Raw genomic sequence first — 12,337 nt, forward strand, 5'->3', positions numbered from 1 at the left:
CGGAAGCGAAGACTTGGCAGAAGCATAACCGCTCGCCGCTTATCGCGAAGCAGAATCGCGTTCGTTATAACTATGATCGGCCGCCAGCGTCGCCCCAAAAGGCGTGTTGAGCGACGAGGCTGCAATCAGCAACGGCGAGCCAAGATACCACTGCGATTCTAGCTCGTTAGCGTTTGATATTTCTTCCGCATTCGGTCTAAGTCGGGAGCCCGGTAACCTTGAATCGAGTACAGTTTGTCCAACACTTGTAAATTCTCTTTTACACAAATCTGATCTACGGGAGACCCATCTCGAGCCTCGAGGTCCTTTCGCGTGGCTGCGGTCAGCACCGTTCCAACGTCGAGCGTCTCCGACCCGTCATGAGTAAGTGTCAAATGTACCGCCATGACGGTCGTAGCGGAAGTCTGCTTGTCCGGGCCCACAGTCAGCGTTATACGGTCGACGGCGCCGGGCTTCACTTCGAATCGCATACTCGTCATATGTATCCGCTGCTCAATGCGGTTCGCATTATCCGCGGTCGGTAACTTAATCGAATACGCGCCATACACCGACGAAGTAGTAGTGGCAGAAGCCGGCTTCGTACAGTCGCTCAGTTGAGCGAAGAACAAAGCCTCTGCGTTGACTTGCGTGATGAGGGATGGCTTGTCGCCATTGTTCTTAAGCGTGATTTCGACCGGCGGTGCGATAACACTCGTCAAGGTCTCGTCTTTGCCGGCCGAAGTCCGCCGAGCCTCGATTTCTTCGGCAGCTCCCATATTCACGATTGCAACTTCGATGGCCGCAGGCGTGTAGTTCGAGCTATCCGTCAATTGAATGATTGATATCACGATGCCAATGACTCCGGTAATCGCCCCCAAGGTGGTCCATAGGGGGTGCTCGATGAACATCGAAGTTTTTTGCCTGACCAGCTTTCCGCGGGACGACTTGCGCTGTGGCGGCTGCGTCGGACTCTCAGACTTCGGAAAGGTTTCGGAGTCCGACGCGTTCTCCGCAATTCGCGGTGTCAGCGAATCTTGATCGTCGACGGTCATCCCCCTCTGGCCGGAAGTTAGTTGCAGTCTCGACTCCCGAGCGCAGGCAAGTATTGCGTACGATACCGCAATCCTGCAGCAAAACGAGGCAGTCGAGCTACCGATCGATGTTCAATTTAGTGACCACCAGATTGGGGTGGGTACGCTTAGCTGACTTTCCGCGAAGCTAACGTCTCGGTCGGAGCGCATCCCAGCAGCGTCCCCAGAAGCCTTCCACGCGTCACCGTTGTGATCGCAGTGAAAGGGATGGTCTTCACTCCATCAACAGTGCGGCCAGCGTGCCACCGAGTTCATAGCCCTGTTCGCGCATTGCCGAAGTCACTGCGCCGGTGACTTCAAGCGTCCCGGCAGCCTTGGCCAGTTCCAGTCCCGTGGCGAGCTTCTCGACGGCCGCCGCCGCGCCGACGGTGTCGTTGTTGCCGTGCACCCACAGCCCATACGGCCGCCCCGCGACGTGATCAAGGCTTGGGTAATAGACGGTGTCGAAGAAATGCTTGAGAGCACCGGACATGTACCCGAAGTTGGCCGTCGTACCGAATAGGTAGCCGTCGGCGTGCAGCATGTCGGGCAAGGTGGCCGCGAGTGCCGGCCGCACCACCACGTCGACCCCGTGAATGTCCGGGTCGTTGGCTCCGGCAAGAACAGCTTCCAGGAGCTCGCGGGTGGAAGGCGACGGGGTGTGATGCACGACCAGCAGCGTCTTGGTCATCGCCTGGCCTCGCGGGCTTGCATGTCGACGGCCTTGCTCATCGCCTTGCGGGCCCGAGCCCGGTCACCGGCATAGTCGTAGGCGCGAGCGAGCCGATACCACCGGCGCCAGTCGTCGGGATCGCGGTCGAGTTCTTCACGCACAGCGTCGAACAGCGCATCAGCCGCATCGCGCCGGATCCGACCGGACGGCAGCCGCGCAACCGCGCTGACATCGAGCTCCATGCCGTCGTCGTGGATGAGGTGGGCCAGGCGCTGGTGAGCCAGGCCCGCACGAAGCGTACTGACCATCACCCAGAGCCCGATGAGCGGAAGGACCATCAGGGCCAGGCCGAGCCCGATCGCTGCGGCTTGACCCGAGACGACGAGCGCGGTGGCGATGCGGCCCAGCATCACGAAGTAGACGATCAGCGCGACGCAGAAGAAACCGATCAGCAGCTGGATGCGGCGCGCGTCGTTCACAGGTCGAGCAGCGGTTCGATGCCGACGGTCAAACCCCGCCTTTCTCGGATGCGCCGCACCGCGAGCAGCACGCCGGGGACGAACGACGTGCGGTCGATGCTGTCGTGACGAATAGTCAGCGTCTCCCCTTCGGTGCCGAACAGCACCTCCTGATGCGCGACGAGCCCGGCCAGCCGCACAGAGTGCACCGGGATGCCGTCGACGTCGGCGCCCCGTGCGCCCGGCAACGCACTCGAGGTGGCATCGGGGTTGGGCGGCAGACCTTTTCGCGCCTCGGCGATCAGCTTTGCGGTGCGCGCCGCGGTGCCCGACGGCGCGTCGGCCTTGTTGGGGTGGTGCAGTTCGACGACCTCGACGGATTCGAAGAACCGGGCCGCCTCTTGGGCGAAGCGCATCGACAGGACGGCGCCGATCGCGAAGTTCGGCGCAATCAGAACCGCCGTCTGAGGCTTGTCTTCAAGCCATTCTTCGACTTGCCGCAATCGGTCGTCGGTGAATCCGGTCGTGCCGACGACGGCGTGAATTCCGTTGTCTATCAGAAACTTCAGGTTGTCCATCACGACGTCGGGATGGGTGAAGTCGATGACGACTTCGGTGTCGGTGTCGACGAACAGCGACAGCGGATCACCGGCGTCGACCTCCGCGGAAAGCGTCAGATCGTCAGCCTTCTCGACGGCCGCGACCATCGTCGCACCGACCTTGCCTTTGGCACCCAGTACTCCGACTCGCATGCCGTGCAGCCTACTGCCGCGGCCTGCCCCCGCGAGCGCGCGTGTCTGTACAGCGACACGCCGTCGCACCTGCCATTTCACGCACGTTCGCGCTTTACAAGGGTGCGCCGCCGCGCAGATGCTCGAAGATCAGCGACGTCTGCGTGCCCGCGACATCGGGGTCAGCGTTGAGGTTCTCGACGACGAACGCCCGCAGGTCCTCGGTGTCGCACGCGGCGACGTGCAGCATGAAGTCGTCGGCGCCCGCCAGGAAGTACACATCGATCACCTGCGGCAGTTTGCGGATCTCGGCGATGAAGTGGCGGATGCGTCCGCGAGCGCTCGACTGCAGGCTCACGGCGATCATCGCCTGCAGTGGCCGGCCGATCGCCGCCGGATCGACGTCGGTATAGAAGCCGCGGATCACGCCGATGTCCTGCAGGCGACGCAGGCGACCGTGGCACGTGGACGCCGCGATGCCCACCAGCTCTGCCAGCGCGCTATTGGATATCCGCGCGTCGTCGTGGAGAGCGGTGAGAATTCGCCGGTCGACGTCGTCGAGTTGCGGCTGAACATTCTTCGGGCGCTCCCCGCGGTCCACCCCGATCTTCGTCGATCGTTCTGTCACACTGCGACTCTACAGAATTTTGTACCGGTGGATTGCACGGAAACCGAAGCTTCTTCAGAATTGGTTCACCGGCCATCAAGGAGCCAGCATGCGCGTCGGCGTCCCCACCGAACTCAAGAACAACGAATACCGGGTCGCGATCACGCCGGCTGGAGTAGCCGAGTTCACTCGGCGCGGGCACGACGTCGTCATCCAGGCGGGCGCCGGCCGTGGCTCGTCGATCTCGGACACCGACTTCAAGTCCGCCGGCGCCCAGATCGTCGCCGACCCCGAACGCGTCTGGGGGCACGCGGATCTGCTGCTGAAGGTCAAGGAGCCGATCGAAGCCGAATACGCGTTGATGCGCCGCGGCCAAACGCTGTTCGCCTACCTGCACCTCGCGGCGTCGCAGCCGTGCACCGAAGCACTGCTGCGCTCGGGCGTCACCGCGATCGCATACGAAACGGTGCAGACTGCCGACGGCGCACTGCCTCTGCTGGCACCGATGAGCGAGGTCGCCGGACGACTCGCCGCCCAAGTAGGCGCATACCACCTGATGAAACCGACCGGCGGCCGCGGCGTACTCATGGGCGGCGTGCCCGGCGTCGGGGCCGCCGACGTCGTGGTGATCGGCGCCGGCACTGCCGGCTACAACGCCGCGCGCATCGCCTGCGGCATGGGAGCCCACGTCACTGTTTTCGACGTCGACGTCGCCAAGCTGCGCGCCTTGGACGCGGAGTTCGGCGGACGTATCAGCACCCGCTATTCGTCAACCCTCGAGCTGGAGAGCGCGGTCAAGCGCGCCGACCTGGTGATCGGCGCGGTGCTCGTCCCCGGGGCGAAAGCACCCAGGTTGATCTCCAAAGCCCTTGTGGCGCAAATGAAATCCGGCGCCGTGCTGGTGGACGTCGCCATCGACCAAGGCGGCTGCTTCGAGGACTCCCGACCCACCACCCACGACGAGCCGACCATCCCCGTGCACGACACCGTCTTCTACTGCGTCGCCAACATGCCCGGTGCTGTGCCCCGCACGTCAACATTCGCGCTCACCAATGCCACGATGCCCTACGCACTCACACTCGCGGACCGCGGCTGGCGCGACGCATGCCGAGCGAATCCTGCATTGGCAAAGGGACTTTCGACGCACCAGGGCGCCTTGCTCAACAAGCAGGTGGCGCAGGACCTCGGCCTGCCCTTCACCGAACCGGCGGCCGTGTTGGGTTAGCCGACGTCAGTTGAGAGCGGAGAAGGTCAGCGAAGTCAGCTCGCCGATCAGCGCCCGGTCGTTGTCCGCCTTCGGATCGTCACCGGCCGTCCGGGTCATGATCGCCAGTAGAACCTTCCGCCCATCCGGCCCGTACGCGATGCCGACGTCATTGGTGCTGCCGTAGTCGCCGCTGCCGGTCTTGTCGGCGCTGGTCCATCCCTGCGGCAATCCCGCGCGCATACTCGACGTCACATTGGCCCTCATCCAATCGTCGAGCTGCTGGCGACTGGACACCGTCAACGCCGTACCGGTCAATAAATCGCGGTAACCATTGCCCAGCGCCCGTGGGGTCGACGTGTCGCGCGGATCCCCCGGCAGCGCGGTGTTCAGTTCGGTCTCCCAGCGATCGAGGCGCGTCCTGTCGTCGCCGATGCTGCGCGCGAACGCGGTGATCTGCCCCGGCCCACCGATCGTGGTCAGCAGCAGGTTCCCTGCGGTGTTGTCGCTGCGCTGCAGCGCTGCCGCACACAGCTGCCCGAGTGTCATCGCATGCCCGGCCTGTGGTTCCGTGACGGGCGAATTGGGCACGACCGCTTGGGGATCGACGAACACCTCATCGCTCAGATGCAGTTCTGCGCGGTCGCAGCGTTGCAGTACGCTCGCCGCGGCGTAGCCCTTGAACGTCGAACACATCGCGAACGTGTCGTCGGCGTGGTACTCCGCTGAGCGCCCCGACCCGAGGTCCGACGCGAACAGCCCCACTCGGGCGTTGTGCCGACGTTCCAGAGCCGCGATCTGTTCGTCGAGCGCAGGCAGCGGCTCGGCTGGGTCGGCCAGCGTCGACTTCACGCTGCACCCGGCGGCACTTATCAGCACCGCACCGAGGAGCAGCCCGCGCCGCGACAGCTCAGCCATCGGCGGTCAAACTCCGGCGATACCGACGCATGCCGGCGATCCACCCCTCGTAGTCAGAGCCCTTCATCGGGTACATGTCGAGCACTTCCGGGTGCGGCAACACCAGAAACCTGTTCTGCTGCACCGCATCCAACGTAGCCCTAGCCACCGTCTCAGGCGTCAGCACCTCACCCGCACTGGTGACCGAACGGCCCGCCAATCGTCCATCGGCATCAGGGGATTCACGCAGCTCGGTCAGCAGCGGAGTCTCCACCCCCATCGGGCAGACGCAGCTGACGCCCACGCCGTCGTCGCCGTAGGTGATCGCCAACCACTCCGCGAAGGCGAGCGCCGCATGTTTGGACACCGCATATCCAGCGGCGCCGAGTTGAGTCAGCAGCCCGGCGGCGGACGCCACCGACACGAAGTAGCCAGAGCCGCGCGACACCCAGGTGGGGATCAGCTGCCTGACTGCGCGGATGTGCGCGCGCAGGTTCACGTCCAGCACCCGGTCCCAGTCCGCGTCGCCGGTGCCCAGCCCGGGCGCTCCCCCGATGCCGGCGTTCGCGACGTAGATATCCACCTCACCGAAATTTGTTGTGGCCGAGCGGATCAGCTCGACGATGTCACCCTCGACGCTGGCGTCGCCCTGGCGTGCCACCGCATCCCCCGCGATTGACTCGGCGGTCCGCTGCGCCGCCCCGCCGTCGACGTCACCAACCACCACACGCGCGCCCGACTCGGCGAGCGCGAGGGCCAGCGCTCGCCCGATACCCGAGCCCCCGCCGGTGACGACTGCCACCCTGCCTTCGACGTCCATTCGTCAGACCTTCCGAAGCCGCTGTGGGAGTTCGCGTTTCGATTTGTACGGACCGAGCACCGCCGCCCCGTACGGTCCGGCCAGCACCCGCCGCGCCACGGCGTTGACCTCGTCGAGAGTGACGGCGTCGATCAGGCCGAGCGTGTGCTCGATGCTGCGGTGTTCGCCGTAGTTCAGTTCACTGCGGCCGATCCGGTTCATCCGCGACGCCGAATCCTCCAGTCCCAGAACCAAATTGCCGCGAAGCGAGCCCTTCGCGATGCGGCATTCCTCGGCGGTGATCCCGTTCCGAGCGACATCGTCGAGTACTGACATGGTGACGTCGACGACGTCGCCGAACCGGTCCGGCAGGCATGCCGCGTAGACGGACAGGGCACCGCTCTCGGCGAACGTGTCGACCGTCGAGTACACGCTGTACGCGAGCCCGCGCTCCTCCCGGATCTGTTGGAACAGCCGCGAACTGAGCCCGCCACCGATCGCCGTGTTGAGCACCGCCAGCGCCCAGCGATGCTTCCAGTGCCGACCGGGACAGCGGACCCCGAGCATCATGTGCGTCTGATCCGCGTCGCGTGGGCACAGTCGCAGCGTCGGACGCCCCGGCACCCGCCCGGCGCCTTTGCGCGGCGGTACCGGGATGCGGCCCCGCTGCAGCCGGGCACCGAAGTACTGGCGTACCAGCGACACGACGTGGTCATGCTCGACGTTGCCGGCGACCGCGATCACCATCCGCTCCGGGGTGTAGCGCCGCACGTGGAACGAATGCAGCTGCGCACGCGTCATCGCCGACACCGACGTGTGAGTCCCGATCACCGGCCGGCCCACCGGGTGCGAGCCGAACAGCGCACCCAGGAACACGTCGGCGATCGCGTCCTCGGGATCGTCGTCGCGCATCGCGAGTTCCTCGAGTACGACGTCGCGTTCGAGTTCGACGTCGTCGGGCGAGCAGATCCCGTTGAGCACCACGTCGGCCACCAGATCGACCGCCAACTCGAGATCGGCGTCGAGCACGTGGGCGTAGTAGCAGGTGTGCTCTTTGGCCGTGAACGCGTTCAGCTCACCGCCGACCGCGTCGACGGCCTGCGCGATCTGCACCGCGGTGCGGGTGGGGGTCGCCTTGAACAACAAGTGCTCGAGAAAATGCGCCGCCCCCGCCACGCTGGGACCTTCGTCGCGGGAACCGACACCCACCCAGACGCCCACCGACGCCGAGCGGACGCCGGGCAGGCATTCGGTGACGACGCGCAGACCGCCGGGAAGTGTGGTGCGCCGGAGGTCGGCGCCGGCGTTACGGGCCGGTGTGCGCGGCATCCGCTGGGGCAGGTGAGGCCTCGGCTGAATCGTCGTCGGAAACCAGGATCAGCGAGATCTTGCCGCGGTTGTCGATGTCGGCGATCTCCACGCGCAGCTTGTCGCCGACGTTCACCACGTCCTCGACCTTGGCGATCCGCTTGCCCTTGCCGAGCTTGGAGATATGCACCAGCCCATCGCGCCCGGGCAGCAGCGACACGAACGCGCCGAAGTCGGTGGTCTTGACCACCGTCCCCAGGAACCGCTCGCCCACCTTGGGCAGCTGCGGGTTGGCGATCGCGTTGATCCGGTCGATCGCGGCCTGCGCCGACGGGCCGTCGGTGGCGCCGACGAACACGGTGCCGTCGTCCTCGATCGAGATCTGGGCGCCGGTCTCCTCGGTGATCGAGTTGATCATCTTGCCCTTCGGCCCGATGATCTCGCCGATCTTGTCCACCGGAACCTTGATCGTGGTGACGCGCGGCGCATACGGGCTCATCTCGTCAGGCCGGTCGATGGCCTCGGCCATCACGTCCAGGATGGTCAGCCGCGCATCCTTGGCCTGCGACAACGCATTGGCCAGCACCTTCGACGGAATGCCGTCGAGCTTGGTGTCCAGCTGCAGTGCGGTGACGAAGTCCTTGGTGCCGGCGACCTTGAAGTCCATGTCGCCGAACGCATCCTCGGCGCCCAGGATGTCGGTCAGCGCGACGAACCGCCGCTCGGTGCTGCCGTCGTCCAGCTCGACGTCGTCGGACACCAGACCCATGGCGATGCCGGCCACCGGCGCCTTCAGCGGCACACCCGCGTTGAGCAGCGCGAGCGTGGACGCACACACCGAGCCCATCGAGGTGGAGCCGTTGGAGCCGAGCGCCTCGGACACCTGCCGGATCGCATACGGGAATTCCTCGACCGACGGCAGCACCGGCACGAGCGCCCGCTCCGCCAATGCGCCGTGACCGATCTCGCGCCGCTTCGGCGAGCCGACGCGGCCGGTCTCGCCAGTGGAGTACGGCGGGAAGTTGTAGTGGTGCATGTAGCGCTTGGTGGTTTCCGGGCCCAGCGAGTCGATCTGCTGGGCCATCTTCATCATGTCCAGCGTGGTGATGCCGAGAATCTGGGTCTCACCGCGCTCGAACAATGCGCTGCCGTGCGCCCGGGGCACCACGGACACCTCGGCGCTCAGCGCCCGGATATCGGTGATGCCACGGCCGTCGATGCGGAAGTGATCAGTCAGAATACGTTGGCGCACAAGCTTTTTGGTGAGCGACCGGAACGCCGCGGAGATTTCCTTCTCACGGCCTTCGTATGTGTCGGCGAGTCGGGTGAGCACCTCGGCGCGGATTTCTTCGGTGCGCTGGTTGCGCTCGACCTTGCCCGGGATCGTCAGCGCCTGCGTCAGGTCGTCAGTGGCCACCGACGACACGGCGTAGTAGACATCGTCGCTGTACTCGGGGAACACCGGGTAATCTGCAGTCTCCTTGGCGGCCCGATCGGCCAGCTCCTGCTGAGCCACGCACAGCGCCTTGATGAACGGTTTGGCCGCTTCCAGGCCTTCGGCCACCACCGACTCGGTGGGTGCCTGCGCACCGCCGTCGATGAGCTCGATGACGTGCTCGGTGGCCTCCGCCTCGACCATCATGATCGCGACGTCGTCACCCACGACGCGGCCGGCGACCACCATGTCGAACACTGCCCGCTCGAGCTGCGCGACTGTGGGGAACGCGACCCAGGTGCCGTCGATCAGCGCCACCCGAGCACCGCCGACCGGCCCGGAGAACGGCAGGCCGGCCAGCTGCGTGGAGGCCGATGCGGCGTTGATGGCGAGCACGTCGTAGAGCTCGTCGGGGTCCAGCGACAGGATGGTCACCACCACCTGCACCTCGTTGCGCAAGCCGTCGACGAACGACGGGCGCAGCGGGCGGTCGATGAGCCGGCACGTCAGGATCGCGTCGGTGGACGGCCGCCCCTCGCGGCGGAAGAACGAGCCGGGGATGCGGCCGGCAGCGTACATGCGCTCTTCCACGTCGACGGTGAGAGGGAAGAAGTCGAAGTGCTCCTTGGGTTGCTTGCTCGCGGTGGTCGCCGAGAGCAGCATGGTCTCCTCGTCGAGATAGGCGACCACGGCGCCGGCGGCCTGCTGGGCCAGCCGGCCGGTTTCAAAGCGGATGGTGCGGGTGCCGAAGCTCCCGTTGTCGATGGTGGCGGTTGACTCGTAAACGCCCTCGTCGATTTCGGCTACAGACATGACAATCCGGGGGCCTTCCTTCGTTCGGTTGTCGTCGCACGGAGGCAGTGGCGGGCAACCTGAACGGCATCGGCCTGATGCGGCTACGGCCGTCGATCGAAGCGGCCGGACTCTGTATGCGGAGCCCGACAGCCACTACCGAAGACCGCCCGATGCAGGCTGGCCACTGTCTGACATGCGAGTCCGAGCCGGATGGCTCGGAACGTCCTTACTTTACACCGGTGCTGGTGGCAACCCTATTTCGCAGCCGAGCTTGCTCCGCCCAGGTGGTTGCGACGACTTAGTCCACGACTTAGTCTACGCTGGCGCTATGGAGGTCGGCGTCCACGATGCGAAGACTCACTTCTCGAAACTGCTGCGGCGGGTAGAAGCCGGCGAGGAAATCACCATCGTCCGCGGCGGTGAGCCGGTTGCGGTACTGGTGCCGAGTCCCGCTCGACGGCAGCGCGAATTCGGCGTCGACGTCGGCAGGTTCGTCGTCCCCGATGACTTCGACGCCCCTTTGCCCGCTGACGTGGTGCAGACGTTCGAAGCATGAGATTGCTGCTCGACACCCACGTGTGGTTGTGGCTGCAAACCGACCCCACCCGCATCAGCCGACAGGTGCTGGCGATGCTTGAAGACCTCGGCAACGAGCTCGTGTTGTCGTCGGCCAGTTCCTGGGAGATCGCGATCAAATACGAGCTCGGCAAGCTACCGCTTCCCGAGCCGCCCGCCGATTACGTGCCCGATCGGATGCGGCGGTCCGGTGTCGTACCCCTTGCTGTGACTCACAGCCATGCGCTGCGAGTAGCGCAACTGCCGCCGATACACCGAGATCCGTTCGATCGCATGCTGGTGGCACAGGCCGCGCTGGAGGACCTCGAGATCGTGACGGCCGATCCCGTGTTCAGTCGCTACGGCACGCCGGTGCGCCTAGCCCGAGATTGATCGCCGGCAGCGTCACCGGCGCATGCCGAGGCGGTCGATCAGCGACCGGTACCGCTCGACGTCGATCTCGGCGAGGTACTTGCCCAGCCGGCGCCGCCGGCCGACCAGCAGCAGCAGGCCCCGCCGCGAATGGTGGTCGTGCTTGTGCACTTTGAGGTGCTCGGTGAGGTCGTTGATCCGCCGAGTCAACAGCGCGATCTGGGCCTCCGGCGAGCCGGTGTCGGTCTCGTGCAGGCCGTATTCCCTCAGGATTTCTTTCTTCTGTTCGGCAGTGAGCGCCACGAATTCAACTCCATACGTCGGTCCACGATCTTCGAAAATCAGCGAGGCCGCCGCGGACTGCAGCACGTCGCCATGTCGGCGGCGAGTTTAGCAGGATGTCACTGGGCCGACAGAATCGTGCGGGCCCGCTCGGTGTCCTTCTCCATCTCGCTGATCAACTCCCCGACCTCGGCGAACTTGCGCTGCCCGCGGATGCGGGCGACGAAATCGACGGCGACGTGCTGGCCGTAGAGGTCGGCGGAGGTGTCCAGTACGTACGCCTCGACGGTGCGGGTCCGGCCGGAGAACGTCGGGTTGGTGCCGACGGACACGGCGGCCTGATAGCGCTCGCCCGGCACGACCGAGCCGACGACGGGCCCGTGCCCGAGCACGGTGAACCAGGCCGCATACACGCCGTCTGCCGGAATCGCCGCATACATCGGGGGCGCCACGTTGGCGGTCGGAAAGCCCAGCACCCGGCCGCGGCCGTCGCCACGCACCACCACGCCCTCGACGCGATGCGGGCGGCCCAGCGCCTCGGCCGCAGCCACGACGTCACCGGCGTCGACGCAGGACCGGATGTAGGTGGACGAGAACGTCACCGTCTGGTCGTCGTGGTGCTCGGCGACCAGCGACATCGCCCGCACCGCGAACCCGAACCGCTCCCCCGCCTGCCGTAGCGTTTCCACATTTCCTGCCGCCTTCTTGCCGAACGTGAAGTTCTCCCCGACCACGACCTCCACCACGTGCAGCCGCTCCACCAGCAGCTCGTGGATGTAGCGCTCCGGCGTCAGCTTCATGAACTCGGCGGTGAACGGCACCACCAGGAACACGTCGATGCCGAGTTCTTCCACGAGCTCGGCGCGGCGGGTCAGCGTGGTCAGCTGGGCCGGATGGCTGCCCGGGAACACCACTTCCATGGGGTGCGGATCGAAGGTCATCAGCACCGTCGGCACGCCTCGCGACCGTCCTTCTTTGACCGCGGTCGCGATCAGCTCCTGATGGCCGCGATGTACGCCGTCGAACACCCCGATCGTCAGGACACATCTGCCCCAGTCAGTGGGGATCTCCTCCTGACCGCGCCAGCGCTGCACAGCGGCAAGCCTACGACCCACGCGATGAGCGCTTGCGCGAAGAGCCAACTCGCGCGATGAGCGCTTGCGCGAAGAGCC

14 protein-coding genes are annotated in these 12,337 nt (G+C 65.7%); 3 read left to right on the forward strand and 11 right to left on the reverse strand.

Going from position 1 to position 12,337, the window contains the following annotated elements; all coding sequences use genetic code 11:
- Nucleotides 1-158: 158 nt before the first annotated feature.
- The 5 genes from AC5Y4N_RS10205 to aldR all read right to left on the reverse strand — a co-directional run bounded on the left by AC5Y4N_RS10205 (nucleotide 159) and on the right by aldR (nucleotide 3,539).
- On the reverse strand, nucleotides 159-1,031 hold the full coding sequence (locus tag AC5Y4N_RS10205; RefSeq protein WP_499910382.1) for a hypothetical protein: 873 nt from the start codon (nucleotides 1,029-1,031) through the stop codon (nucleotides 159-161).
- A gap of 253 nt (nucleotides 1,032-1,284) precedes the next feature.
- Nucleotides 1,285-1,740: a flavodoxin family protein gene (locus tag AC5Y4N_RS10210; RefSeq protein WP_499910380.1), complete on the reverse strand. Its 456-nt coding sequence runs from the start codon at nucleotides 1,738-1,740 to the stop codon at nucleotides 1,285-1,287.
- On the reverse strand, nucleotides 1,737-2,201 hold the full coding sequence (locus tag AC5Y4N_RS10215) for a hypothetical protein (protein WP_499910378.1): 465 nt from the start codon (nucleotides 2,199-2,201) through the stop codon (nucleotides 1,737-1,739). Before AC5Y4N_RS10215 ends, AC5Y4N_RS10210 begins: the two co-directional genes overlap by 4 nt.
- Nucleotides 2,198-2,932, reverse strand: a complete 735-nt coding sequence (gene dapB / locus AC5Y4N_RS10220; RefSeq protein ID WP_499910376.1) for a 4-hydroxy-tetrahydrodipicolinate reductase — start codon at nucleotides 2,930-2,932, stop codon at nucleotides 2,198-2,200. The genes AC5Y4N_RS10215 and dapB overlap by 4 nt, the downstream gene beginning before the upstream one ends.
- 94 nt (nucleotides 2,933-3,026) lie before the next feature.
- Nucleotides 3,027-3,539, reverse strand: coding sequence for an HTH-type transcriptional regulator AldR (gene aldR / locus AC5Y4N_RS10225; protein ID WP_499910374.1), 513 nt, complete (start codon nucleotides 3,537-3,539; stop codon nucleotides 3,027-3,029).
- 88 nt (nucleotides 3,540-3,627) lie between these two features.
- On the opposite strand from aldR, the gene ald reads away from it, so the two are divergent.
- The gene (gene ald, locus AC5Y4N_RS10230) at nucleotides 3,628-4,743 is read left to right on the forward strand and encodes an alanine dehydrogenase (protein ID WP_499910371.1); all 1,116 of its coding nucleotides are present in this window, start codon (nucleotides 3,628-3,630) and stop codon (nucleotides 4,741-4,743) included.
- A 6-nt stretch (nucleotides 4,744-4,749) separates the two neighbouring features.
- Here ald and bla read toward each other — a convergent pair whose 3' ends face one another.
- The 4 genes from bla to AC5Y4N_RS10250 are packed head-to-tail and all read right to left on the reverse strand — an operon-like array spanning nucleotide 4,750 to nucleotide 9,974.
- Nucleotides 4,750-5,640: a class A beta-lactamase gene (bla, locus tag AC5Y4N_RS10235; RefSeq protein ID WP_499910368.1), complete on the reverse strand. Its 891-nt coding sequence runs from the start codon at nucleotides 5,638-5,640 to the stop codon at nucleotides 4,750-4,752.
- The gene (locus AC5Y4N_RS10240; RefSeq protein WP_499910365.1) at nucleotides 5,633-6,439 is read right to left on the reverse strand and encodes an SDR family oxidoreductase; all 807 of its coding nucleotides are present in this window, start codon (nucleotides 6,437-6,439) and stop codon (nucleotides 5,633-5,635) included. Before AC5Y4N_RS10240 ends, bla begins: the two co-directional genes overlap by 8 nt.
- Nucleotides 6,440-6,442: 3 nt before the next feature.
- Nucleotides 6,443-7,759, reverse strand: a complete 1,317-nt coding sequence (locus AC5Y4N_RS10245; protein WP_499910624.1) for a M16 family metallopeptidase — start codon at nucleotides 7,757-7,759, stop codon at nucleotides 6,443-6,445.
- Nucleotides 7,725-9,974, reverse strand: a complete 2,250-nt coding sequence (locus AC5Y4N_RS10250) for a polyribonucleotide nucleotidyltransferase (protein ID WP_499910363.1) — start codon at nucleotides 9,972-9,974, stop codon at nucleotides 7,725-7,727. The genes AC5Y4N_RS10245 and AC5Y4N_RS10250 overlap by 35 nt, the downstream gene beginning before the upstream one ends.
- A 310-nt stretch (nucleotides 9,975-10,284) precedes the next feature.
- Here AC5Y4N_RS10250 and AC5Y4N_RS10255 point away from each other — a divergent pair, with 310 nt between their 5' ends.
- Together AC5Y4N_RS10255 and AC5Y4N_RS10260 are read left to right on the forward strand one after the other, a co-directional pair.
- Entirely contained in the window at nucleotides 10,285-10,512 is a 228-nt protein-coding gene (locus tag AC5Y4N_RS10255; RefSeq protein ID WP_499910361.1) for a type II toxin-antitoxin system Phd/YefM family antitoxin, read from the forward strand.
- Nucleotides 10,509-10,904, forward strand: a complete 396-nt coding sequence (locus AC5Y4N_RS10260; protein WP_499910359.1) for a type II toxin-antitoxin system VapC family toxin — start codon at nucleotides 10,509-10,511, stop codon at nucleotides 10,902-10,904. Before AC5Y4N_RS10255 ends, AC5Y4N_RS10260 begins: the two co-directional genes overlap by 4 nt.
- 12 nt (nucleotides 10,905-10,916) lie before the next feature.
- Here the strand turns inward: AC5Y4N_RS10260 and rpsO are convergent, their stop codons facing one another.
- Together rpsO and AC5Y4N_RS10270 are read right to left on the reverse strand one after the other, a co-directional pair.
- On the reverse strand, nucleotides 10,917-11,186 hold the full coding sequence (rpsO, locus tag AC5Y4N_RS10265) for a 30S ribosomal protein S15 (RefSeq protein ID WP_499910357.1): 270 nt from the start codon (nucleotides 11,184-11,186) through the stop codon (nucleotides 10,917-10,919).
- Nucleotides 11,187-11,284: 98 nt separating this feature from the next.
- Complete coding sequence (locus AC5Y4N_RS10270; RefSeq protein WP_499910355.1) at nucleotides 11,285-12,259, reverse strand: bifunctional riboflavin kinase/FAD synthetase; 975 nt, start codon at nucleotides 12,257-12,259, stop codon at nucleotides 11,285-11,287.
- Between the last annotated feature and the right edge of the window lie 78 nt (nucleotides 12,260-12,337).

This window comes from Mycobacterium sp. NGS19, assembly GCF_059813155.1.